Origin of the sequence: Nocardioides iriomotensis, from assembly GCF_004168035.1 — a bacterium.
GTDB classification, from domain to species: domain Bacteria; phylum Actinomycetota; class Actinomycetes; order Propionibacteriales; family Nocardioidaceae; genus Nocardioides_B; species Nocardioides_B iriomotensis.
The window spans coordinates 74505-97369 of sequence record NZ_SDPU01000034.1 but is presented as its reverse complement, the minus strand read 5'-3'; the positions used below and the strand labels follow the sequence as shown (position 1 = coordinate 97369).

Genomic DNA, 22865 nt, shown 5'->3' with positions numbered 1-22865 from the left:
GACCCCATGACCGACGTCGTGATCTGTGAGCCCGTCCGCACCCCGGTCGGACGCTACGGCGGCGCGCTTGCGTCGCTGAGCGCCACCGACCTCGCCTCCGGACTGCTCGGCGAGCTCGTCCGCCGCACCGGGCTGCAGGAGGGCGACGTCGACGACGTCGTGCTGGGCCAGTGCTACCCCAGCGGCGAGTCGCCCGCGATCGGCCGGGTGGCTGCGCTCGACGCCGGGCTCGGCACCGGCGTGCCCGGCCTCCAGCTCGACCGGCGCTGCGGCTCCGGTCTCCAGGCCGTGCTGTACGCCGCCGGCCAGGTCGCGACCGGAGCGGCCCGGCTCGTCGTCGCCGGCGGGGCCGAGTCGATGTCGCAGGTGGAGCACTACGCGCTCGGTCTGCGCACCGGCGTCCGGCAGGGCGGCATCGACCTGATGGACCGCCTCGACCGCGCCCGCGAGACCGCCGGCGGCCGGCACCACCCGGTGCCCGGCGGCATGCTCGAGACCGCGGAGAACCTCCGCCGCGAGTACGCCATCTCCCGCGAGGAGCAGGACGAGCTCAGCGTGCGCTCCCAGCAGCGCGCCGCCGCCGCGCACGACGCGGGCCGGTTCGCCGACGAGCTCGTCCCCGTCACGGTGCCCGGCCGCCGCGGCAAGCCCGACGTCGTGGTCGACCGCGACGAGCACCCGCGCCCCGACACCACCCTGGAGCAGCTCGCCGGCCTCCGACCCGTGCGCCAGAAGATCGACCCCGAGTCGACCGTCACCGCCGGCAACGCCAGCGGCCAGAACGACGGAGCCGCGATGTGCGTCGTCACCACCCGCGAGGAGGCCGACCGGCGCGGGCTCCGGCCGCTGCTCGCGCTGCGCTCGTGGGCGGTCGCGGGCGTCGGTCCCGAGGTGATGGGCATCGGCCCCGTCCCCTCCGTCGCCGCGGCGCTCGACCGGGCCGGGCTGACCCTCGACGACCTGGACCTGATCGAGCTCAACGAGGCGTTCGCGGCGCAGGTGCTCGCCTGCCTGCGCGAGTGGAAGGTCGACCCGACCGACGAGCGGCTCAACCCCAACGGCTCCGGCATCTCGCTCGGCCACCCGGTCGGCGCCACCGGCGCCCGGATCCTCGCCACGATGGCCTACGAGATGCACCGCCGCGAGGCACGGTACGGCGTCGAGACCATGTGCATCGGCGGCGGGCAGGGCCTGGCCGCGGTGTTCGAGCGGGTCGCGTCGTGAGCGCCGTCGACGTGCACCACGTCGTGTCGGGGCCGGCGGACGCCCCGGTCGTCGTGCTGTCCAACTCGCTGGGCTCCGACCTGCGGATGTGGGACGCGCAGGAGCCGGCGCTCGCCGAGCACTTCCGCGTCGTGCGCTACGACACCCGCGGGCACGGCCGGTCGCCGGTGCCCGACGGCCCCTACACGATCGACGACCTGGCCGACGACGTCGTGGCGCTCCTCGACCGCCTCGGCGTCGACCGGGCGCACGTCGTCGGCCTCTCGCTGGGCGGCATGACCGGCATGCGGCTCGCCGCACGCGACCCCGAGCGGGTCGACCGGCTCGTCGCTCTCTGCACCGGCCCCCACCTCGCGCCGGCCTCCGCCTGGACCGACCGCGCCGCGACCGTGCGCGCCGAGGGCACCGCCGCCGTCGCCGAGGCGGTCGTCGGCCGCTGGTTCACCCCCGGCTACCTGGAGGCGCACCCCGACGTCCGCAAGGCCGGCGAGCAGATGGTCGCCGACACCCCGGCCGAGGGCTACGCCTCCTGCTGCGAGGTGATCGCCGCGATGGACCTGCGCGACGACCTGCCGCGGATCGCCGCGCCCACGCTGGCGATCGCCGGCGCGGACGACCCCGCCACCCCGCCCTACCACCTCGAGCGGATCGCGTCGGCGGTGCCGGACGCCCGGCTGCTCGTCGTACCGGACTCCGCCCACCTCGCCAACGCCCAGCAGCCGGGGACGATCACCCCGGCGATCATCGACCACCTCACCCGGGAGCAGCCGTGAGCCTCGACAAGACCGTCCCGAGCGCGGCCGCCGCCGTCGCGGACATCCCGAGCGGCGCGAGCATCGCCGTCGGCGGGTTCGGCCTGGCCGGCATCCCCTGGTTCCTCATCGAGGCGCTGCTCGACCAGGGCGCCGACGACCTGACGGTCGCGTCCAACAACTGCGGCGTCGACGGCGCGGGCCTCGGCCTGCTGCTGGAGCGAGGCCGGATCAGCCGGGTGATCGCGTCGTACGTCGGGGAGAACAAGGAGTTCGCGCGGCAGTACCTCGCCGGCGAGCTGACCGTCGAGCTCACACCGCAGGGCACGCTCGCCGAGCGGCTGCGTGCCGGTGGTTCGGGCATCGGCGCCTTCTACACCCCGACGGGCGTCGGCACGCTCGTCGCCGAGGGCGGCCTGCCGTGGCGCTACCACCCCGACGGCACCGTCGCGCTCGCATCGCCACCCAAGGAGGTGCGGACCTTCCACGGTCGCGAGATGGTGCTCGAGGAGTCCATCGTCACCGACGTCGCGCTGGTCCGGGCCGCGGTCGCCGACCGGGCGGGCAACTGCGTCTTCCACGCCTCCGCCCGCAACTTCAACCCCGCCGCCGCGATGGCGGGCCGGCTCACGATCGTGGAGGCCGAGCGGGTCGTCGAGGTCGGCGAGATCGGCCCGGACGAGGTGCACCTGCCGGGCGTGTTCGTGCAGCGGGTCGTCGCGCTCACCCCCGAGCAGGCCGCCCGCAAGGACATCGAGAAGCGCACCACGCGCGGTGAGCGTCCCGCCGGGGCGCAGGAGGAGAGCTGACATGACCGACCGCGCCGGATGGACCCGCGACGAGATGGCCGCCCGGGCCGCGCTGGAGCTGCGGCCGGGCGAGTACGTCAACCTCGGCATCGGCCTGCCCACGATGATCCCCGACCACCTGCCGCCGGGGTCGACGGTGACGCTGCACGCCGAGAACGGCGTCCTCGGCGTGGGCCCGTTCCCCTACGAGGACGAGATCGACCCCGACCTGATCAACGCCGGCAAGCAGACCGTGACGGTGCAGCCGGGCGCGTCGTACTTCGACTCCCCCACCAGCTTCGCGATGATCCGCGGCGGGCACGTCGACGTCGCGGTGCTCGGCGGCATGCAGGTGTCGATGGCGGGTGACCTGGCGAACTGGATGGTGCCGGGTGCCCTGGTCAAGGGGATGGGCGGCGCGATGGACCTCGTCAGCGGCGCCCGCCGGGTGATCGTGGTGATGGACCACGTGACGCGGAAGGGCGAGCCCAAGCTGCTCGAGACCTGCTCGCTGCCGCTGACCGGCCGCGGCGTGGTGTCCCGGGTGATCACCGACCTGGGCGTGCTCGACGTCGCCGGCGACGGGTTCGCGCTGGTGGAGCTGGCGCCGGGTGTCTCGCTCGACGAGCTCGCCGCCCGGACCGGTGCGCCGGTGCGCGAGTCCGTCCCGGCCTGACGCACCCGACGGACGGGTGGCTCAGGAGGTCGGCCCGCGGCTCGCCGCCAGCTCGGTCCGGGACCGGACGCCGAGCTTCGCGTAGACCCGGGTCAGGTGGTACTGGACGGTCTTGGTCGACAGGTACAGCTCCGCGGCCACCTCGCGGTTGGACAGGCCGCGGGCGACGAGCTCGGTGACGGCCTCCTCCTGGGGCGTCAGCTCCTCGGGTCCGCGGTCGCCGCGGCTGGCGTGCACGCCGCCGGCCTTGAGCTCGCGGTCGCAGCGGGCGACGTAGGTCTCGGCGCCCAGGCCGACGTACTCGTCCCGGGCGGCGGTGAGGAGCGTGTCCGCCTCGCGACGCTTGCCGGCGCGGCGCAGGACCTGGCCGTAGGCGTACGTCGTGCCGGCGCGCTCCAGGCGCAGCGGAAGTTCCTCGACCGCCTCCAGCGAGGCCTCGAAGGACGCGCGCGCGGCGGCGAGGTCGCCGTTCGCGGCGTGCAGGCGGGCCCGGGCCCGGGCGAGGCGGCAGCGCGTCGACCGGTGTCCCTGGGCCAGGGCGCGCTCCTCGTGCGGCCGCAGCACGGCGTCGGCGTCGTCGGCCCGGCCGAGCGCGACGAGGGACGTGGCCAACAGGTCGGCCCACGGCCAGTAGCCCGGCTCGGCCACCGCCTCGGCCATCGACGGTGTGCGCAGCGGGGTGAGGGCGCGGACCACGCCCTCGTGGTCGAGCTGCGCCTCCGCGAGGGCGGCGCGGGCGAGCAGGGTCGGGACGACCATCACCTCGTAGTCCTGCGGAGCCGACTCCGCGTCCTGCAGCGCCGCCCGGGCCGCGGCGAGGTCGCCGCGCAGCGCATGCACCTGCACCGCCGTCCAGTCGAGCAGCGGCCGGGCGAGCACGATGCCGCTGGTGTCGAGGAGGTCGCGGGCGCCGACGACGGTGCGCAGGGCCTGGTCCCACTCGCCGGCGAGGAGCTGGGCGCGGGCCAGCCACGCGCGTGCCCACAGGGAGATCCGCGCCGACCCGCCCAGGTGGTCGGTAGGTACGGCGGACTCCAGCTCGGAGCGTCCCTCGTCGAGCTCGTCGGCGAAGACGTGCAGCCAGCCCGAGCCGAGTCGGACGCGCTGCGCCTGGGCGCCGTGCCGGACCCGCGCTGAGACGTCGGCGTAGGCCCGCAGCGCCTCGTCCGGACGGCCGCACCCGACGAGCCCGAGCCCGCGGATCGCGGTCGCCTCGACGGCAGCGGGGTCGTCGGGGCCGGCGAGCTCCACCGCGCGGTCGGCCCAGGCGACGAGCTCGCCCCAGCGGCAGCGCGACAGGGCGTGCAGCACGTGTCGGGTCGAGATGAGCGCGGCCACGGCGGGGTCGCGCTCGACGTTGACGAGGTCCCAGGCCCGGCGCAGCCGCCCCTCGGCGTCGGTGGCGCGGCCGCGCAGGATGGCGAGGTAGCCGAGCACGGCGTTGCGCAGCGGCGTCTCGCGCAGGCTCTCGACCTCCGGGATCAGCGACATCGCGCTGCGCCCCTCACCGGCGCCGACGAGGGCGTCGACAGCCCGGGTCAGCCGGGCCTCCCGGAGCAGGCGGTCCTCGGTGAGCCGGCTGGCGGCGGTCAGCAGCCCGGCCGCCTCGCCCCAGGCGCCGGCCGCGGCGCGCCCCTCCGCGACCTCGGCGAGCTCGTCGGCGAGCTGCGGGTCGGGTCCGGCCGTGGCGGCGACGCGGTGCCGCAGCGCCTCGACCGGGTCGTCGACCAGGGCTGCCGCGCGCGTGTGCAGGGCGGCGGTCCCGACCTCGCCGAGCTCGGCGCGCACGGCCGCGGCGACCATCGCGTCGGCCGGCACGAGGTCGTGCGCGCCGGGCGGGCCGGTGAGCTCGACCAGCCCGGTGCGGGTGGCGGCCTCGACGGCGGGCCAGACGCCGGTGTCGGTCAGGTCGGCGAGGCGTCCCGCCAGCGCGAGCGCGTGGTCGCCGGCCAGCACGGCGGCGGCCTCCACGAGCCGGCGCGCGGCCGGGTCCAGACCGGTCAGCCGCTCCCGGGTGGCCGCGGCGACGACCTGCGGGGCGGGCAGCACGGGGTCGGCGTGGTTCCAGGTGCTGCGGGGCAGCTCCTCCAGCAGGGAGACGACGGCGCCGGGCAGTCCGCCCGTGTGCCGGTGCAGCCGGTCCACCAGCCACGGGGCCAGCGCGACGCCCCGTGCGGAGGCGAGCGTCGCGAGCCCGTCGCGGTCGAGCGGTGCGAGAGACAGTCGCGCGTCGGGAGCCGACGCGAGCAGCGCGGCCACGTCGGCGGGCACGTCCTCGCCGCGACCGGTAGCGGCCGACAGCAGCACGAGCACGCGGCACGTCGGGTGGTGCCGGACGAGCGTGGAGAGCACCTGCAGCGAGTGCGGATCGGCGTGGTGCGCGTCGTCGACGACGAGCAGCACCGGGTCATCCGGGTCGGTCGCGACCCGGGCGAGGAGCTCCCCGGCGGCGAGCACCGCGTCGGGCGGCAGCTCGGGTGCCCCGGCGAGCTGGGCGAGCACGGCACCGGGACGGTGGGCCTCCCAGCGCGCGCCGACGGCCCGCCGTACCGGACCGTCGTGGCGGCCGGCCACGGTGGCGAGAAGGGTGCTGCGCCCGGCGCCGCGCGGACCGGACAGCAGCACCAGGGACGCGCCATCCTCGCGGACCCGGTGCAGCCGCTGCACCAGGTCCGCGAGCTCGGCGTCTCGACCGACGAGCACCGGTCCGGTCACACGCTCACAGTAGAGGCGGTGACCGTGGCGGGCGCGGCGACGACCTCCTCGTCCTGGGCGCGCGGGACGAGCGAGGTGACCGCGGCGCCGGCGAGTGAGACACCGGCGAACAGGTAGAAGGCGGTCGTGCCTCCGACTCCCGCGCCGACCAGGACGCCGCCGACGATGGGTCCGACGATGCCGCCGAGCCGGCCGAACCCGGCGCACCAGGCGACGCCGGCCGCGCGGGCGCGCGTCGGGTAGTAGTTCGAGACGAGCCCGTAGATCAGCACCTGCGTGCCGATCGTGCCGACACCGGCGACGGCGACCGCGGCCAGCAGCAGCGGGAACGGCAGGCCGGACGGCAGCAGCACCAGGGTGGCGGCGGCGAGCACGAACGTCGTCGCGACGACCCGCTTGGCCCCGACGCGGTCGGCGACGCCCGAGGCGAGCAGGCCGCCGACGATCGCGCCGAGGTTGAGCGCGAGCAGGAAGGTCATCGAGTAACCCGCGCCGTACCCGTTGTCCTGCATGATCTGCGGGAGCCAGGTGTTGAGCCCGTAGGTGAGCAGCAGCCCGCCGAAGCTCATCGTGCCGAGCAGCAGGGTCGGCCAGGCGAGCGGGCGCCGGACGAGCGCACCGAACCCGACGCGGGCGGCGCCGGCGGGCACGGGCGCCGGTCCGGTCGGCAGGGTGACGCCGGTGCGGGCGGCCTGCACCTCGGCCTCGGCGACACGACCGCGCGCGAGCAGCCACTTCGGGGACTCGGGGAGCTTGGCGACGGCGAGCGGGAGGAGCAGCACGATCGGCGCCGCCCCGATCCAGAACAGCGGCCGCCAGCCGGCCGAGTCCGGCACGGCGAGCGCGACCAGCGCGGCGAGCACGCCGCCGGCCGGGACACCGCTGTAGACGATGGCGTTGAGCCGGTTGCGCCGGCCGGGCGGGGCGAACTCCGCGACCAGCGCGCCGACGGTGGCGACCAGGGCGCCGACGCCGACGCCGGTGAGGAAGCGGAACAGCCCGAAGGTCTGCACCGAGTGGGTCAGCGCGGTGGCGCCCATGCCGACGGAGAACCAGGCAATGTTGACGAGCAGGACGCGCCGGCGGCCGATCCAGTCGCCGAGGGCGCCGGCGGTGAGGGCGCCGACCAGGACGCCGACGAGCGCGTAGCTGCCGAGGGCGCCGGCGCGCGCCGGGGTGAGCGCGCCGAGCTGGCCGGGGTCGGCGAGCAGGGTCGGTACGACGGTGCCGTAGACGACGAGGTCGTAGCCGTCGAAGACGAGCGCGAGCGTGGACAGGACGACCACCCAGGTGACGGTGCGGCGGCGCAGCGCCTCGTCGTGGGCGGGCGGGGTCGCAGTGGTTTCGGGCATGACGGACTCCCGGAGGGTCGGTGAGAGGTGAGGTGGAGGGTGGTGAGGCGACCGGGGCGTCAGCCCAGGTCGCCGCCGGCGACCGGCAGGACGGTGCCGGTGATGTAGGACGCCTCGGGCGAGGCCAGGAAGGTGATCGCGGCGGCCTGCTCGTCGAGCGTGCCGTAGCGGCCGAGCAGCGAGGAGTCGACGGTCTGGTCGACGATGGTCTGGTACCAGGCCTTCTCCTCCGCGGACTCCGGGGCCGGGCCGCGCGGGATCCGCCGCGCGGGTGCCTCGGTGCCGCCGGGGGCCGTGGCGACGACGCGGACGCCGTACGGCGCCATCTCCATCGCGAGGGCCGTGGTGACGGCGTTGACGCCGCCCTTCGCGGCGGCGTACGGGACCCGGTTGAGGCCGCGGGTCGCCACCGAGGAGACGTTGACGATCGTGCCGCTGCCGCGCTCGGCCATGTGCGGGACGACCGCGCGGCACGACCAGAGGGTCGGGAACAGGGACCGGTTGATCTCGGCCTGGACCTGCTCGGGCGGGTAGTGCTGGAAGGGCTTGGCCCAGATCGTGCCGCCGACGGTGTGGACGGCGACGTCGATGCGGCCGAAGCGGGCCAGGGCTGCCTCGACGACGGCCTCGGCGCCGGCCCAGGTCTCGAGGTCGGCGGTGGTGGCGAGCGCCTCGCGGCCGACGCCGGTGAGCTCGCCGGCGAGGTCGTGCACGAGGTCGGAGCGGTCGGCGAGCACCACGGCACCGCCCTCGGCGCTGACCCGGCGCGCGGTCGCCTCGCCGATCCCCTGCGCCGCACCGGTCACGAGGACGACGAGCCCGTCGAAGCGGCCGGGGCTGATGTGCGGCGGCCGCAGCCGGGCCTGGGCGTCGGCCATGGCGCGACGCGTGGTGGCCTTCGACCGCTCGGCGTGCTCGACGACGAGGCGCCGCGCGGTCTCGCGGTCGCCGGCCTCGAACGCCGCCACGATGTCGAGGTGGTCCTGGGGGCAGCGCGGGTGGCACCAGGTGGCGTGCCGGAGCACCTGATCCATGTGCCCCTTGACGCCCAGCGCCTGGTAGGCCTGCAGCAGGTGCTCGTTGCCGGTGAGCGTGAACAGGTAGTCGTGGAAGGCCGCGTTGCTCTCGGTGTACGCCGCGGCGTCGGTGAAGCGGTCGCCCTCGACGTACGGAAGCGTGGACTCGGCGAGCAGCCGGTAGCCGGCGAGCCGGCGCGAGTCCAGCCGCCCGATGGTGAGCTCGACGGCGCCGAGCTCGAGCGCCTGCCGGGCCTCGAACAGCGCGTCGGACTCGTGGACCGAGGGGTGGTCCTCGCCGATCTCGTAGCAACTGCTGGTCGGCGCGTCCTCCTCCTGCGCGGCGCCCCGTGTGGCGGGTGCCGGCGCCACGAGCGGCGCGACCTCGCGGGCCGGGAAGGTGTCCTGGCCGGTGACGCGGCGAGCCTCGGCGACCGGCAGCAGCCGGTCACCCTCGGGCAGCACGAGGCTCGTCGGCCCGGCATCCGTCGCGGCCCGCTCGACCGGGACCGCGGGCTCGGCCACCGGCTCGGGTGGGCGTTCGGCCTCGACCTCGGTGTCGGTCGAAGCGGGCTGCGGCGCGGCTGGTGGGGTCGGCTCGGCCGGCGCCGCTGGGGCCGACAGCGCGAACTTCTCGTAGTAGAACCCGGTCGGCGTCACGCCCTCGTCGGCGAAGTGCTTCCGCACCGCCTCGACCATCGGCGGCGGTCCGCAGAGGTAGACCGCGACGTCGCCGTCGTGGAGGTGCTCGGGCCGCAGCAGGCCGGTCACGTAGCCCTTGTTGGGGGCCGTGCTGTCCGGGTCGCTCACGCAGTGGTCCCAGCTGAACGACGGCAGCTGCGCGGCCAGCTGCTCGAGGGTGTCGAGCTCGACCAGGTCGTCGTCGGTGCTGACGCCGTACACCAGGTGCAGTGGACGGTCGCTGCCCTCGTCGCGCAGCCGGCGCAGGATCGACAGGATCGGCGCGAGACCGGTGCCGCCCGCCAGCAGCAGGACCGGCCGGCTGCTCTCCCGCAGGAAGAAGCTGCCCTGCGGCCCGGTCAGCCGGACCTCGTCCCCGACGGCCGCCGCCCCGGTCAGGTAGTCGGACATCAGGCCTCCCGGCGTCAGCTTCACCAGGAAGGTGAGCTCCTTGTCGTCGGGCGCGTTGCTGAAAGAGTAGGAGCGGGTCTCGCCGGTGCCGGGCACCGCCAGGTTGACGTACTGGCCGGGCAGGAACGCCAGCTCGTCGCGGTCGGCGATCTCCACGCCCAGCGCGATGGTGGTCGGCGACAGCCGGTCGAGCCGGGTCAGGGTGCCGGAGTACGTCGCGGCCCGGGTCTTGGCGACGGCCGAGGTGCTGGCGATCTGCAGCACCAGGTCGGAGCGGGGCTTCATGCTGCACGGCAGCACGTACCCCTGGGCCGCCTCGTCGGGGGCGAGCGCGTCGTCGATGTACGTGCCCCCGTCGTACTCCCCCGACTCGCACAGTGCCTTGCACGTGCCGCACGCGCCGTCACGGCAGTCGAGCGGGATGTTGATGCGGGCGCGGTACGACGCGTCTGCGACGGTCTGGTCCTCCGCGCAGGTGACGAAGCGGGTGACGCCGTCCTCGAACGACAGGGCGACCTGGTGGCTCATGGGAACTCCGATGGCGGGCCGGTGGTCAGGATCAGAAGTGGTAGACGTCGACGACGTGGTGGATGTAGTCGTTCTTGAGCACCACGGTCTTGCGGCGGATCAGCGGGCTCTCGCCGGAGAAGTCGACCGTGTAGAACGACGTGCCGTAGTAGGGGTCGACGGTCTTGTAGCGGAAGTACATCGTGTGCCAGTTGAAGCGCACGTCGACCACGTCGCCGCGGCGCTCGATGACCTCGACGTTGCTGATGTTGTGGCTGGTCCTCGGCTCGGGGATCGACGTCGCGCTCGAGCGCTCGGTCCGGATCCGGAACACCCGGTCCTCCAGCCCGCCCTTGTTGGGGTAGTAGATCAGCGAGATCTCGGTGCGCGGGTCCTCGGTCAGCCGGTCGTCGTCGTCCCAGGCCGGCATCCAGTACTCGCAGTCGTCGGCGTAGCAATCCAGCCACTTCTCGAACTCGCGGTCGTCGAGGTGGCGGGCCTCGCGGTAGAGGAACTGCTCCAGGTCGTTCTGCGTGATGAGCCGGGAGCCGGGGGGCTCGGCGGCCGGACCGGTGTTGGGTGCGGTGGGTGCGGTGGTCACTGGGTCCTCTCCTTCTCCACGGCGGCGCGCATGGTGTCGAGCCAGAAGCCGTGCTGGACGGGGTAGAGCCCCTCGTCCTCGTTCTTCAGGCCTGCCGAGACGACGCCGTGCATGTCCAGCGCCTCGGCGACCTCGTCCGGGCCGGTGAGCCAGTGCTGGGCGCCGCGGCTCATGTCGTTCCACGGTGCGGCGGTCGCCTGGAAGGTGAGCTGGCAGGAGCGGAACTCCTCCAGGTCGTCCGGGGTCGCCATGCCCGAGGCGTTGAAGAAGTCCTCGTACTGGCGGATCCGCCAGGCCCGCGACTCCGCGCTCTCGCCCTTGGGAGCGATGCAGTAGATGGTGACCTCGGTCTTGTCCGGCGCGATCGGCCGGAAGTGCCGGATCTGCGTGGAGAACTGGTCCATCAGGTACACGTTCGGGTAGAGGCAGAGGTTGCGGCTGCCCTTCACCATGAACTCGCCCTTGGCGTCGCCGAAGCGCTCCTTCAGCTCGTCGAGCCGGTCCCACAGCGGCCGGTCCTGGGGGTTGCCCGCCCAGGTCCACAGGCAGAGGTGGCCGTGGGGGTAGGACCAGTAGCCGCCACCGGACTTGCCCCAGCTGCCGGCGTCGAGGGTCTTGGTGTCGTTCTTCGAGTCGCCGGTGTTGCGACGCGACGTGGTGGCGGCGTAGTTCCAGTGCGTCGCGGTGACGTGGTAGCCGTCCGCGCCGTTCTCGGCCTGCACCTTCCAGTTGCCGTCGTAGGTGTACGTCGACGACCCGCGCAGCACCTCCAGCCCATCGGGCGACTGGTCGACGAGCATGTCGATGACCTTGGTGGTGTCCCCGAGGTGCTCCTCGAGCGGCACCACGTCGGCGTTCAGGCTGCCGAACAGGAAGCCGCGGTAGCCCTCGAAACGGGCGACCTTCGTCATGTTGTGCGAGCCGGCCGTGTCGAACGAGTCGGGGTAGCCGGCGCCGTCGGGGTCCTTGACCTTCAGCAGGGTGCCGTCGTTGCGGAACGTCCAGCCGTGGAACGGACAGGTCAGGGTCGTGCGGTTGTCGGTCTTGCGCCGGCAGATCATCGCGCCGCGGTGCGCGCAGGCGTTGACCAGCAGGTGCAGCTCGCCGTCCTTGTCCCGGGTGATCACGACCGGCTGCCGGCCGATGTAGGTGGTGACGTAGTCGCCGGGCTCGGACACCTGGCTCTCGTGGGCGAGGTAGATCCAGTTGCCCTCGAAGATGTGCTTCATCTCCAGCTCGAAGATCTCCTCGTCGGTGAAGATCCGGCGGTTGGCGCGGTGGATGCCGGCCGCGGCGTCGTCGACAACCGCGTCGGCGAGCACGTCGTCCAGGTGATCGAGCGTCTCGGTCATGGGTCCTCCAGTGGCTTGCCGTCCCTGACGGGTTCGGACCACCGTGGCAGCGTGTGCCGGGCGTCACACGAGGCACATGCCTAGTCCTGACCTAGGCACCCATTGATCAGTCCTGCCGATCAATCCATCGGAAATGGGTCCTTGTGCTGACTCAATACTCGTACGTACCGTGAATCAATCCGGCGCCGGAGTGACGGGCGCCACCAGCGCCGAGCACGACCGGGCACGACGAGCACGAGGAGGGAGCTGCCGTGGAGCTGCGCCACCTGCGCTACTTCGCCGCCGTGGCGGAGACCTGCCACTTCGGCCGGGCCGCGGAGCGGCTGCACATGGCCCAGCCCGCGCTGTCCCAGGCGATCCGGCAGCTCGAGGACGAGCTCGGCGCGACGCTGCTCACCCGCACCACCCGGCAGGTCAGCCTGACCCCGGCCGGCGAGTTCCTGCTCACCGAGGCGCACCGCGTGCTCCGCGCCGTCGACGACAGCGCCACCGGTGTACGGCGGGTCGCCGAGGGCCGCAAGGGCCTGGCCCGGATCGGCTTCACCGGCACCGCCGCCTTCACCCAGCTGCCCGTCGTCGCCCGCACCCTGCAGCGCGACCTGCCCGACGTCGCGCTCGAGGTGCACGCCGACCTGCTCACGCCCGCCCAGTGCGACGGGCTCCGCGACGGCAGCCTCGACCTGGCCGTGCTCCGCCCGCCGGCGACCGGCGAGGGCATCGAGGTGCGCACGATCGAGATCGAGCCGCTCGTGCTGGCCGTCCCGGCCGACCACCGGCTCGCCGCCGAGCCGGTCGTGTCGGTCGCCGACCTGCGCACCGAGGGCCTGATCCTGTACTCCAGCAGCGACTCCGCGGTCAACGACGCCGTGCTGCGCACCTGCCGCGATGCCGGGTTCACCCCGCGGCGCGAGCACTCCGCGCCCGGCACCGCGGTGCTCGTCGCGCTCGTCGCCGCCGGTCTCGGCGTGGCCCTGGTCCCCGGGTCCGTCCGCGCCGTACCGCTCGCCGGCGTCGTCTTCCGCGACGTCGCCGATGCCGGCTCCGTCGAGCTCGCCCTCGCCTGGCGCGAGGAGCCCTCGGCGCTCGTCCGGCGCGTCGTGGCCGTGCTCGAGGAGGGCGGCCTGTTCTCCGACCACACCGACGACCAGCTCTTCGAGGAAGCCCGATGAAGATCACGAGGATCGAGGCGATCCCCTACGCGATCCCCTACTCCAAGCCGCTCCGCTTCGCCAGCGGGGAGGTCACCGTCGCCCAGCACGTGCTGGTACGCGTGCACACCGACGACGGTGTGGTCGGCGTCGCCGACGCGCCGCCCCGCCCGTTCACCTACGGCGAGACGCAGCGCGGCGTGCTCGCCGTCATCGAGGACATCTTCGCGCCCCAGCTCGTCGGCACCACCCTCCTCGAGCGTGAGGTCGTGTCCGACCGGCTGTCCCGCACCGTCGGCAACCCGGTCGCCAAGGCCGCCGTCGACATGGCGGTCTGGGACGCGCTCGGCAAGACGCTCGACCTGCCGGTCACCGACCTCCTGGGCGGTTACACCGACCGGATGCGGGTCTCGCACATGCTCGGCTTCGACGAGCCTGCCGCGATGGTGGCCGAGGCCGAGCGGATGCGCGACACCTACGGCATCACCACGTTCAAGGTGAAGGTGGGCCGCACCCCCTTCCAGCTCGACACCGCCGTTGTCCGCGCGCTGCGCGAGGGGCTCGGCGAGGAGGTCGAGCTGTACGTCGACGGCAACCGCGGCTGGACGCCGGCCGAGTCGGCGCGCGCGATGCACGAGATGGCCGACCTCGGCCTGCTGTTCGCCGAGGAGCTCTGCCCCGCCGACGACGTGCTCGGCCGCCGCTGGCTGGTCCAGCAGTGCGACGTGCCGTTCATCGCCGACGAGTCCGCGGTCACCGCGGCCGACGTGACCCGCGAGATCCTCGGTGGCGCGGCCACCGCGATCAGCATCAAGACCTCGCGGACCGGCTTCACCGGCTCGGCCCGCGTGCTCCACCTCGCCGAGGGGCTCGGCATCGAGGTCGTCATGGGCAACCAGATCGACAGCCAGCTCGGCTCGATGTGCACGGTCGTGTTCGGGTCGGCGTACCGCCTCACCTCGCGCCGGGCCGGCGAGCTCTCGAACTTCCTCGACATGAGCGACGACCTGCTCACCGAGCCGCTCGACATCCGCGACGGCCACCTGGCCGTGCGGCCCGGCGCCGGCCTCGGCGTCGAGGTCGACCCCGACAAGCTCGCGCACTTCCGCACCGACCACTGACCAGGACCGACCCAACAGACGGGCCGGCAGCGCCGCCGCCCCCGCCGACCGCACGACCCACCACCCCCACCCGAGGGAGAGACCGCCATGACCCAGACCCCCACCGCCCCCACCGCCACCGCCGCCGCATCGGGCGCCTCGGCGACCGAGCGCTTCCGCACCGACAAGTCCTCCGGCGTCGCGAGCACCCCGCAGGAGCGGGTCGACCTGCTCGCCCGCGAGGTCGTCGACGCGCTGCACGCCACCATCCGCAAGCACAAGGTCACCTACGACGAGTACAACGCCCTGAAGTCCTGGCTCATCGGCGTCGGGGACGACGGCGAGTGGCCGCTGTTCCTGGACGTCTGGGTCGAGCACGTCGTCGAGGAGGTCGCCACCGAGCACCGCGAGGGCAACAAGGGCACGATCGAGGGCCCCTACTACGTGCCGAACGCGCCCGAGCAGGGCGCCAAGGGCTCGGTGCCGATGCGGGACGACGAGCCGGGCACGCCCCTCGTGTGGACCGGTCAGGTGACCAGCACCGACGGCTCCTCGCTCGCCGGCGCCAAGGTCGAGCTCTGGCACGCCGACGACGACGGCTACTACTCGCAGTTCGCGCCGGGCCTGCCCGAGTGGAACCTCCGCGGCACGTTCACCGCCGACGAGGACGGCCGGTTCGAGATCACCACCAGGAAGCCCGCGCCGTACCAGATCCCGACCGACGGCTCCTGCGGCAAGCTGATCGCCGCCGCCGGCTGGCACGCCTGGCGTCCGGCCCACCTCCACGTCAAGGTCTCCGCGCCCGGTCACGAGCTGCTCACCGCGCAGCTCTACTTCCCCGGCGACGAGCACAACGACGACGACATCGCCTCGGCGGTGAAGCCGGAGCTCGTGCTCGACCCGCGCCGGGCCGGCGACGGCGAGGCCGTGGAGTACGGCTTCGTGCTCGACCCGGTCCGCTCCTGACCCTGTACGACGAGTGACGAGTCGGAGGCTCACCCATGCTCTTCCACGCCCGGATGGATGTCCGGATCCCGCACGACCTGGACCCCGAGGTCCGCGCCGACACCGTCGCGCGGGAGAAGGCCTACTCCCAGGAGCTGCAGCGGGCCGGCAAGTGGCCGCACCTGTGGCGGATCGTGGGTGAGTACTCCAACATCTCGATCTTCGACGTGGAGTCGACCGACGAGCTGCACGACCTGATCTCGGGGCTCCCGCTGTTCCCCTACATGGACATCAAGGTGACGCCGCTCGCGACGCACCCGTCGGACGTCCGCGCGACGGACGGCGTCTGACCGTCCCCGCCCGACCGGTCAGCCGGCGTCGTCGCCGGGATCGGCGAGGGTGCGCTGCGCGATCCGGAACGCCGTGTTGGCGTCCGGCACGCCGCAGTAGATCGCGGCCTGCAGCAGCGTCTCCTTGATCTCCTCCACCGTGACGCCGTTGCGGCGGGCGGCGCGCAGGTGCATGGCCAGCTCCTCGTGGTGGCCGCGGGCCACCAGAGCCGTGATCGTGAGCAGCGACCGGGTGCGCCGGTCGAGGCCGGGGCGGGTCCAGATGCCGCCCCAGGCGTACTCGGTGATGAAGCCCTGGAACTCCCGGGTCAGGTCGGTCGCCGCCGCGGTCGCCCGGTCGACGTGCTCGTCGCCGAGCACCGCGCGCCGGACCTCCAGGCCCGCGGCCCGGACCTCGCCGACGGTGAGGTCGTCGCGCGACCGGATGCCGAGCGCGTGCTCGCGGACCAGCCGAGCCACCTCGCCCGGCGCCTCGACCGGGGCCAGGTGCGCGACGCCCGGCAGCTCGACGTACCGCGCGCCGGGGACGCCCTCGGCGATCTCGCGGACGGTCGCGGGCGGGGCGGCGACGTCGTGCTCACCGGCGACGGCGAGCACCCGACCGTGGACCGAGCTCAGCCGGTCGCGCAGGTCGTGCCCGGCGAGCGCGCCGCACACCGCGGCGTAGCCCTCGTCGTCGGCGTCCGAGAGGGCGTGCAGCAGTGCGGAGGCCGCGGCGGGCTCGCGGTCGACGAAGCCGGGCCCGAACCAGCGCTGGGCCGAGGCCGTCACGAGCGAGGGGGTGCCGCCGGACCGGACCGCGTCGATCCGCTCCTGCCACGACTCCGCCGTGCCGATCTTGGCGCCGGTGCACAGCAGGGTGGCCGAGTGCATCCGTTCGGGGACGTCGAGGAGGAGCTGGAGCCCGACCGCCCCGCCGACCGAGTCGCCGGCGTAGTGGAACACCGGCGGCTGGATGCCGGTGCCGAGCGCGTCGACGGCGTCGAGGACGTCGAGGGCGAGGCTCGCGACGGTGGTCCGGTCGGTCGGTGCGGCGTGGTTGGTGCCGTGGCCGGGCAGGTCCCAGCCGACGACCTGGAAGTCGTCGGCGAGCTCCGCGGCCGCGGTCGACCACAGCGCGGTGACCGAGGTGCCCAGCGAGGGGCCGAGGACGAGCAGGGGCCGGTCGGGCCGTCCGCCGAGCCGGACGAGGGTCACGCTCATGCGTCGTCCGCCTTCCGGTCGTGTCGGTGCACGGCGGCCCGCGCGAGCGCCTCGTCGGCGAGGTCGTCGAGCAGGCCGTGGTACGTCGGAGCCGGGTCGTGTCCGGCCAGCCCGGCCATCGACCGCTGCTCGGCGAGCACGGCGTCGCCGGCGGCCGCGAGGTGCGACCGCATCCGCTCGCCGTGCACCTGCAGGTCGTCGAGGAGCCGGGTGGCCTGCACGGCCGCGACCACCGTGCGGCGCAGCAGGACGGCGAGGGTCGCCCACTCGACGTGCCAGGCGCCGTCGGCCCGCTCGTCGACCTGCTCGGCCGCGGCGAGGTGCAGGGTGGCGGCGAGCTGCGGCGCGGCGAGGGCGGCACGGCGGACCAGGGTCGCGGTGGTCGGGTTCGCCTTGTGCGGCATGGTCGAGGAGCCACCACCGGAACCGTCGGCGAGCTCGCCGATCTCCGGGCGGCCGAGCACGAGGACGTCGTTGGCGATCCGTCCCCACGCGTCGGTCGCGCCCACCGCGGCGTCCGCGAGCCGGGTCACCGGCGCGCGGCGGGTGTGCCAGGGCGGTGCCTCGGCCAGGCCGAGCGCCGCCGCGTACGCCGTGCGCGCCGCGCGGGTCCGGTCCGGACCGCCGAGCTCGACGATGGCCGCGAGCGTGCCGGCGGCGCCGCCGAGCTGCACGGGCCAGGCCAGGGCGCCGAGCGCGTCGTCGGCGTCGAGGATCCCGTGCAGCCAGGTCGCGGCCTTCGCCCCGAACGTCGTCGGTACGGCGGGCTGGGTGAGCGTGCGCGCGAGCATCGGGGTCGCGCGGTGCCGGTCCACGAGGTCGGCGAGCCGGTCGACCTGACGACCGAGCTCACGCCGTACCCGGGCGACGGCGTCGCGCGCGCACAGCAGCACCGCGGTGTCCACGACGTCCTGACTGGTGAGGCCGCGGTGCAGCCATGTGGTTGCGGGCTCGGGCGCGCGGTCGCGCAGCAGGGCGACCAGCGGGATCACGGGGTTGCCGCCCGCCTCGGCCTCGACGGCCACGCGTTCGGCGTCGTCGTCGCCGACGAGCCCGGTCAGGTCGTGCGCGGCTCCGGCGGGCGCGACGCCCGCGGCCACCAGCGCGTCGAGCCAGGCCTGCTCCACCCGGACCAGGGCACGCAGCAGCGCGGTGTCGGACACGAGGTCACCGGCGTGCTGGTCGCCGGGCCACCAGAGCGAGGTCACCCGCTCAGTCTCCCCGGTGGCCGGGGTAGCTGAGGAACACGGTCTCCCCGTCACCCTGCAGGTGCACGTCGAAGCGGAAGCCGTGGTCGTCGGCGACGCACAGCAGCGTGCCGGCACGGTCGCCGGCCGAGCGGAGCAGCGCGTCGGGCTCGGCGCCGTCGGCCAGCGGCAGGTAGGCGCGGGTGAAGAGCCGGTTGAGCAGCCCGCGCGCGAACACGGTGACCGCGAAGAACGGCAGCCCGCCCTCGACCGCGCCGGGCACGAGGGTGCTGAACGAGTAGCGCCCCGACGCGTCGGTGGCCGCCCGCCCGAAGCCGGTGAACGTGAAGCCGTCCCGGCGCAGCGACCCCGCGCGCTGCAGCACCCGACCGTCGGGGTCGGCCTGCCAGATCTCCAGCAGGGCATCGGGGATCGCGGCGCCGTCGCCGTCGCGCACCGTGCCGTGCAGCAGCACCGCCCCGGCCGTTCCGGGCGGGACGAGCTCGCGGTCGCCGGGGTACGGCAGCGCGTAGTGGAAGAACGGGCCGACGGTCTGGCCCGGGGTCGCCGACCGGGTCATGCGTCCTCCTGCTCGGCGGGGGTGCGGTGCGGGCCGGTGAGCACGATGTCCCAGCGGTAGCCGGTCGCCCACTCGTGCTGCGTGACGTCGTGGTCGTACGCCGCGACGAGCCGCTCGCGCGCCTTGGGGTCGAGGATCGACTGGTAGATCGGGTCGAGGCCGAACAGCGGGTCGCCCGGGAAGTACATCTGCGTGACGATCCGCTGGGTGAACTCCGAGCCGAACAGCGAGAAGTGGATGTGCGCCGGCCGCCAGGCGTTGCGATGGTTGCGCCACGGGTACGGCCCCGGCTTGATCGTGGTGAACCGGTAGCCGCCGTCGTCGTCGGTCAGGCAGCGCCCGACGCCGGTGAAGTGCGGGTCGAGCGGCGCGGGGTGCTGGTCCCGCTTGTGGATGTAGCGGCCGCCGGCGTTGGCCTGCCAGATCTCGACGAGCTGACGCCGTACCGGCCGGCCCTCACCGTCGACGACGCGACCGGTGACCACCGTCCGCTCGCCGATCGGCTCGCCGCCGTCCTGGATCGTGAGGTCGGCCTCCAGGGGGTCGATGTCGCGCTCGCCGAAGCAGGGTGCCCACAGCTCGACGCCCTCGGGGTCGGCGTGGTGCAGGTCCTTGGTCGGGTGACGCAACCGGCTCGAGCGGTACGGCGGGTAGTCCAGCCGCGGCTGGGTCTCCTCGACGCCGGTGTGCTCGTAGGCGTCCCGCAGCGCGGCCATCTCGGCCGACAGCGTCTCCTGGGGCTCGAGCTCGGCGGGGGGCGGTGGCGCGGTCACGCGTCGAGGCTAGGGGGACGGGTGTGGCGCTCGTCGCACACCGCTTCCGCTCAGCGGAAACGCGTCCTGGGCGACCCGCGAGTCCGCTGCCACGGTGACGTCGTGCCCCGTCTCGGGCGCGCCGCCGACGGAGACTCCGTCCGCATGGCAAGGAGCGCAGCATGACCAGTCCCGCCACGTCCGCCGCGACGACCACCTCCTCCGCCCGCACCGCCTGGCCGGTGGTGCTCTGCTGGGTCGCCGTCGCCCTCGACGGCTTCGACCTGGTGGTCCTCGGCGCGGTGATCCCGGTGCTCTCGGCCACCGGCGCGCTCGGCTTCACCGACGCGTCGCTGACCACCGCGTCCACGATCGGTCTCGTCGGGGTCGGCATCGGCGCGGTGCTGATCGGCCCGCTGACGGACCGGTGGGGCCGGCGCCTGCCGCTGATCGCGTGCATCACGGTCTTCTCGCTGCTGACGATGGCCGTGCCGCTGGCGGAGGACGTCACGCAGTTCACGGTGCTCCGCTTCCTGGCCGGGCTGGGTCTCGGGGCCTGCCTGCCCACGGCGCTGGCCTACATGAGCGAGCACGCCCGCGCGGGCCGCAACGGGTCGGCGGTGACCCGGATGATGACCGGCTACCACGTCGGCGCGGTGGCGACCGCGCTGCTGGCGCTGTGGGTGATCGACGCCTGGGGCTGGGAGAGCATGTTCCTCGTCGGCGGCCTGGCCGGCCTGCTGGTGGTGCCGGTGATGTGGGCGCGGCTGCCCGAGTCGCAGACCTACCTCGACGCCAAGGCGCGGCTCCGGGACGGGTCGGACGACGGCCCGGCGCCGGTGCGGAGCTCGGACGTCGCCCGCGGGCGCTACCTGCGCGTGAGCATCGGGCTCTGGGTCGCGTCCTTCATGGGGCTGCTGCTGGTCTACGGCCTCAACACCTGGCTGCCCAAGATCATGGGCGAGGCCGGCTACTCGATCACCGCCGGCACCGGCCTGCTGCTCGTGCTGAACCTCGGCGCCGTCATCGGGCTGCTGGTGGCCGGCTCGGTCTCCGACGCCCGCGGCAACAAGCCGTCGGTGCTGCTGTGGTTCGGGCTTGCCGCGGCGTTCCTGGCGGTGCTGTCGGTCCGGATGGAGAGCACGGTGCTCGTGTACGCCGTCGTCCTGCTCGCCGGTGTCTTCGTGTTCAGCGCACAGGTGCTGGTCTACGCGTTCGTCGGCCACCTCTACCCGTCGGAGATCCGGGGCACCGCGCTCGGCATGGCCGCGGGCGTCGGCCGGGTCGGCGCGATCGTCGGCCCGTTCCTCGGCGGCGCGCTCGTGACGGCGGGCGTCGCCTACCCGTGGGGCTTCTACGCGTTCGCGGTCGCCGCGGTGCTGGCCGTGGTCGCGCTGGCGACGGTACCGGCGCAGCCGGTGGAGGCCCGGGACTGAGCCGCCGCGGGCGCGCGGGGGTCGCCCGCGGCTTCCGGCCAGTGGAAGACTGACCGGCATGGCGGGCAACTCCTCCAGCCCCGGCACGTCGGTCACCGCCCGGGCGCTGTCGCTGCTGGCGGCCTTCGACGAGGAGCACCGCCGGCTCGCGCTGTCCGAGCTGACCGCGCGCGCGGGTCTCCCGCTGGCGACCGCGCACCGCCTGGTCGGCGAGCTCGTCGCGTTCGGCGCGCTCGCGCGCACCTCCGGGGGCGACTACGTCGTCGGCCGCCGGCTGTGGGACCTCGGGCTGCTGGCGCCGGTGCAGACCGGGCTGCGCGAGGCCGCATCCCCGTTCCTGCACGACCTGTACGGCGCCACGCTCGCCACCGTCCACCTCGCGGTCCGCGACGGCACGTCGGTGCTGTACGTCGACCGGCTGCGCGGCCACGCGTCCGTCCCGGTCGTGAGCTCGATCGGCTCGCGGCTGCCTCTGCACACCACCGGCGTCGGCAAAGTGCTGCTCGCGCACGCACCGGCCGAGGTGCAGGACGCCGTGCTCGCGAACCTCACCCGCGTCACGCCGTACACGATCACGCAGCCGGGGACCCTGCGCCGGCAGCTCTCGCGCGTGGTCCGCGACGGCTACGCGACGACCGTCGAGGAGATGAGCCTCGGCGCCTGCTCGGTCGCGGTGCCGCTGCGGCGGGGCGAGGACGTGGTCGCCTCGCTCGGCCTGGTCGTCCCGTCGCTGCGCACGGAGCGGCCGCGCCTGGTGGCGGCGCTCCAGGTCGCGGCGCGTGGCATCGAGCGGGCGATGGGCCCGGCCGCGGTTCAGTCCTGGGGCCAGCCGGTGTAGCCCTCGGCGAGGTACGCCGACCCGCGCTGCGAGGCGACCAGGGCGTGCAGCTCGCCGAGCTGGCGGCGCTCGTCGAAGTCCGAGCTGTCGGCCGACCGGTGCAGCATCGTGGTCATCCAGTAGGAGAAGTGCTGGGCCTTCCAGACCCGCTCCAGGGCGCGCTCGGTGTAGGTGTCGAGCACGTCGTGGTCCTGCTTGCCGATCGCCTGCTCCAGCACCTCGGCCAGCACCCGCACGTCGGCGAGCGCGAGGTTGAGCCCCTTCGCGCCGGTCGGCGGCACCGTGTGGGCGGCGTCGCCCGCGAGCAGCAGCCGACCGTGCCGCATGGGGGTCTGGACGAAGCTGCGGAACGGCAGGACGGTGCGCTCGATGACCGGTCCCTCGTGCAGGCGGAACCCGTCCTCCCCCGCGAGCCGCGCCTGGAGCTCGGTCCAGATCCGGTCGTCGGACCAGGTGGAGGGATCCTCGGACGGGTCGCACTGGAAGTACATCCGCTGCACCTCGTCAGTGCGCTGGCTGATCAGCGCGAACCCACGGTCGGACCGGGCGTAGATCAGCTCCGGCGCGCTCTTCGGCGCCTCGCACAGGATCCCGAACCACGCGAACGGGTACTCGCGGAAGAACTGCCGGCCGCCCTCCACGAGGCCGCGGCAGGTGCTGCGCGAGCCGTCGCACCCGACGACGAGGTCGGCGGACACCTCGTGCCGCCGGCCCCCCTCGTCGGCGTAGGTGATGCGTGGGGCGTCGAGGACGCCTTCGACCTCGGTGTCGGCGATGCCGAACCGCACGTCGCCGCCGTCGCGGACGCGAGCGCGGTGCAGGTCGGTGAACACGTCGGTCTGCGGGTAGAGCCAGACCGACGCTCCGACGAGCGCCTCGAAGTCGACGTGGTGGCTGGTGCCGTCGAACCGGAGGTAGATGCCGCCGTGCCGGTCGCCGTCCCGGAGCACCCGGTCGGAGACACCGGTGTCCGTGAGCAGCCGGACGCTGTCGCGCTCGAGGATCCCGGCCCGGTGGGTGGTCTCGATCGTGTGCACGGTGCGGTTGTCGACGACCACCGAGTCGATCCCGGCGACGTGCAGCAGGTGCGACAGCATCAGACCCGCGGGCCCGCCGCCGACGACGGCGACCTGCGTGCGGGTCGTGCTGGCGTACGTCGGCATGGCACCTCCCGGGCTCTCGCGGTCACGCTAGGGATCGTCGGCCGCGCGCCGGAATCTTGCCCTTCCGCTGGGCGGAAGCTGCGGGACA

The 22865-nt window shown here is 74.1% G+C and carries 20 protein-coding genes; 10 read left to right on the top strand and 10 right to left on the bottom strand.

All coding sequences use genetic code 11. The features are described 5' to 3' along the window. The first annotated feature begins 6 nt into the window (after positions 1-6). Genes ETU37_RS18900 through ETU37_RS18885 form a run of 4 tightly spaced genes read left to right on the top strand, consistent with a single transcriptional unit; the run spans position 7 to position 3440 of the window. Positions 7-1224 carry an acetyl-CoA C-acetyltransferase gene (locus ETU37_RS18900; protein ID WP_129988904.1) on the top strand — a complete coding sequence of 406 codons (1218 nt, stop codon included), beginning with the start codon at positions 7-9 and terminating at the stop codon, positions 1222-1224. Continuing rightward, positions 1221-1997, top strand: a complete 777-nt coding sequence (pcaD, locus tag ETU37_RS18895) for a 3-oxoadipate enol-lactonase (protein ID WP_129988903.1) — start codon at positions 1221-1223, stop codon at positions 1995-1997. The genes ETU37_RS18900 and pcaD overlap by 4 nt, the downstream gene beginning before the upstream one ends. After that, the gene (locus ETU37_RS18890) at positions 1994-2785 is read left to right on the top strand and encodes a CoA transferase subunit A (RefSeq protein WP_129988902.1); all 792 of its coding nucleotides are present in this window, start codon (positions 1994-1996) and stop codon (positions 2783-2785) included. Before pcaD ends, ETU37_RS18890 begins: the two co-directional genes overlap by 4 nt. Position 2786: 1 nt before the next feature. Beyond that, positions 2787-3440 carry a CoA transferase subunit B gene (locus ETU37_RS18885; protein ID WP_129988901.1) on the top strand — a complete coding sequence of 218 codons (654 nt, stop codon included), beginning with the start codon at positions 2787-2789 and terminating at the stop codon, positions 3438-3440. A gap of 21 nt (positions 3441-3461) precedes the next feature. Here the strand turns inward: ETU37_RS18885 and ETU37_RS18880 are convergent, their stop codons facing one another. Genes ETU37_RS18880 through benA form a run of 5 tightly spaced genes read right to left on the bottom strand, consistent with a single transcriptional unit; the run spans position 3462 to position 12075 of the window. After that, positions 3462-6155 (bottom strand): helix-turn-helix transcriptional regulator, encoded by a 2694-nt coding sequence (locus tag ETU37_RS18880; protein ID WP_206054038.1) that lies wholly within the window; start codon positions 6153-6155, stop codon positions 3462-3464. Next, positions 6152-7507, bottom strand: coding sequence for an MFS transporter (locus ETU37_RS18875; RefSeq protein WP_129988900.1), 1356 nt, complete (start codon positions 7505-7507; stop codon positions 6152-6154). Before ETU37_RS18875 ends, ETU37_RS18880 begins: the two co-directional genes overlap by 4 nt. Before the next feature lie 59 nt (positions 7508-7566). Further along, positions 7567-10143 (bottom strand): benzoate 1,2-dioxygenase electron transfer component BenC, encoded by a 2577-nt coding sequence (gene benC / locus ETU37_RS23890; protein ID WP_129988899.1) that lies wholly within the window; start codon positions 10141-10143, stop codon positions 7567-7569. A 31-nt stretch (positions 10144-10174) separates the two neighbouring features. Next, positions 10175-10723, bottom strand: coding sequence for a benzoate 1,2-dioxygenase small subunit (benB, locus tag ETU37_RS18865; protein ID WP_206054036.1), 549 nt, complete (start codon positions 10721-10723; stop codon positions 10175-10177). Then, a complete protein-coding gene (benA, locus tag ETU37_RS18860; RefSeq protein ID WP_129988898.1) occupies positions 10720-12075 on the bottom strand; it encodes a benzoate 1,2-dioxygenase large subunit in 1356 nt (451 codons plus the stop codon). Before benA ends, benB begins: the two co-directional genes overlap by 4 nt. Before the next feature lie 251 nt (positions 12076-12326). On the opposite strand from benA, the gene ETU37_RS18855 reads away from it, so the two are divergent. The 4 genes from ETU37_RS18855 (at position 12327) to catC (ending at position 15618) form a co-directional block, all read left to right on the top strand. Next, on the top strand, positions 12327-13244 hold the full coding sequence (locus ETU37_RS18855) for a LysR substrate-binding domain-containing protein (RefSeq protein ID WP_129988897.1): 918 nt from the start codon (positions 12327-12329) through the stop codon (positions 13242-13244). Then, positions 13241-14344, top strand: a complete 1104-nt coding sequence (locus ETU37_RS18850) for a mandelate racemase/muconate lactonizing enzyme family protein (protein WP_129988896.1) — start codon at positions 13241-13243, stop codon at positions 14342-14344. The genes ETU37_RS18855 and ETU37_RS18850 overlap by 4 nt, the downstream gene beginning before the upstream one ends. An 87-nt stretch (positions 14345-14431) precedes the next feature. Continuing rightward, positions 14432-15289, top strand: coding sequence for a catechol 1,2-dioxygenase (catA, locus tag ETU37_RS18845; protein ID WP_129988895.1), 858 nt, complete (start codon positions 14432-14434; stop codon positions 15287-15289). Positions 15290-15324: 35 nt separating this feature from the next. After that, positions 15325-15618: a muconolactone Delta-isomerase gene (gene catC / locus ETU37_RS18840; RefSeq protein ID WP_129988894.1), complete on the top strand. Its 294-nt coding sequence runs from the start codon at positions 15325-15327 to the stop codon at positions 15616-15618. An 18-nt stretch (positions 15619-15636) separates the two neighbouring features. Here the strand turns inward: catC and pcaDC are convergent, their stop codons facing one another. Genes pcaDC through pcaH form a run of 4 tightly spaced genes read right to left on the bottom strand, consistent with a single transcriptional unit; the run spans position 15637 to position 19361 of the window. Next, positions 15637-16821: a bifunctional 3-oxoadipate enol-lactonase/4-carboxymuconolactone decarboxylase PcaDC gene (gene pcaDC, locus ETU37_RS24045; RefSeq protein WP_129988893.1), complete on the bottom strand. Its 1185-nt coding sequence runs from the start codon at positions 16819-16821 to the stop codon at positions 15637-15639. After that, complete coding sequence (locus ETU37_RS18830; protein ID WP_129988892.1) at positions 16818-18029, bottom strand: lyase family protein; 1212 nt, start codon at positions 18027-18029, stop codon at positions 16818-16820. The genes pcaDC and ETU37_RS18830 overlap by 4 nt, the downstream gene beginning before the upstream one ends. 4 nt (positions 18030-18033) lie before the next feature. Continuing rightward, positions 18034-18588, bottom strand: coding sequence for a protocatechuate 3,4-dioxygenase subunit alpha (gene pcaG / locus ETU37_RS18825; protein ID WP_129988891.1), 555 nt, complete (start codon positions 18586-18588; stop codon positions 18034-18036). Then, positions 18585-19361 (bottom strand): protocatechuate 3,4-dioxygenase subunit beta, encoded by a 777-nt coding sequence (gene pcaH / locus ETU37_RS18820; protein ID WP_240755836.1) that lies wholly within the window; start codon positions 19359-19361, stop codon positions 18585-18587. The genes pcaG and pcaH overlap by 4 nt, the downstream gene beginning before the upstream one ends. A gap of 161 nt (positions 19362-19522) precedes the next feature. Between pcaH and ETU37_RS18815 the strand changes: the two genes are divergently transcribed. Beyond that, positions 19523-20776: an MFS transporter gene (locus ETU37_RS18815; protein WP_129988890.1), complete on the top strand. Its 1254-nt coding sequence runs from the start codon at positions 19523-19525 to the stop codon at positions 20774-20776. A 58-nt stretch (positions 20777-20834) separates the two neighbouring features. Beyond that, positions 20835-21614 carry an IclR family transcriptional regulator gene (locus ETU37_RS18810; RefSeq protein ID WP_129988889.1) on the top strand — a complete coding sequence of 260 codons (780 nt, stop codon included), beginning with the start codon at positions 20835-20837 and terminating at the stop codon, positions 21612-21614. Here ETU37_RS18810 and ETU37_RS18805 read toward each other — a convergent pair. Next, the gene (locus ETU37_RS18805) at positions 21590-22777 is read right to left on the bottom strand and encodes a 4-hydroxybenzoate 3-monooxygenase (protein ID WP_129988888.1); all 1188 of its coding nucleotides are present in this window, start codon (positions 22775-22777) and stop codon (positions 21590-21592) included. The two genes, ETU37_RS18810 and ETU37_RS18805, sit on opposite strands and share 25 nt — an antisense overlap. Positions 22778-22865: the final 88 nt, after the last annotated feature.

Excerpts from the sequence above, each read along its gene's own strand:
- ETU37_RS18805 (WP_129988888.1), bottom strand. The coding sequence starts at position 22,777 with ATGCCGACGTACGCCAGCACGACCCGCACGCAGGTCGCCGTCGTCGGC.
- ETU37_RS18810 (WP_129988889.1), top strand. The coding sequence starts at position 20,835 with ATGGCGGGCAACTCCTCCAGCCCCGGCACGTCGGTCACCGCCCGGGCG.
- catA (WP_129988895.1), top strand. The coding sequence starts at position 14,432 with ATGACCCAGACCCCCACCGCCCCCACCGCCACCGCCGCCGCATCGGGC.
- ETU37_RS18850 (WP_129988896.1), top strand. The coding sequence starts at position 13,241 with ATGAAGATCACGAGGATCGAGGCGATCCCCTACGCGATCCCCTACTCC.
- ETU37_RS18885 (WP_129988901.1), top strand. The coding sequence starts at position 2,787 with ATGACCGACCGCGCCGGATGGACCCGCGACGAGATGGCCGCCCGGGCC.
- pcaDC (WP_129988893.1), bottom strand. The coding sequence starts at position 16,821 with ATGAGCGTGACCCTCGTCCGGCTCGGCGGACGGCCCGACCGGCCCCTG.
- catC (WP_129988894.1), top strand. The coding sequence starts at position 15,325 with ATGCTCTTCCACGCCCGGATGGATGTCCGGATCCCGCACGACCTGGAC.
- benC (WP_129988899.1), bottom strand. The coding sequence starts at position 10,143 with ATGAGCCACCAGGTCGCCCTGTCGTTCGAGGACGGCGTCACCCGCTTC.
- ETU37_RS18875 (WP_129988900.1), bottom strand. The coding sequence starts at position 7,507 with ATGCCCGAAACCACTGCGACCCCGCCCGCCCACGACGAGGCGCTGCGC.
- benA (WP_129988898.1), bottom strand. The coding sequence starts at position 12,075 with ATGACCGAGACGCTCGATCACCTGGACGACGTGCTCGCCGACGCGGTT.
- ETU37_RS18815 (WP_129988890.1), top strand. The coding sequence starts at position 19,523 with ATGACCAGTCCCGCCACGTCCGCCGCGACGACCACCTCCTCCGCCCGC.
- ETU37_RS18900 (WP_129988904.1), top strand. The coding sequence starts at position 7 with ATGACCGACGTCGTGATCTGTGAGCCCGTCCGCACCCCGGTCGGACGC.
- pcaG (WP_129988891.1), bottom strand. The coding sequence starts at position 18,588 with ATGACCCGGTCGGCGACCCCGGGCCAGACCGTCGGCCCGTTCTTCCAC.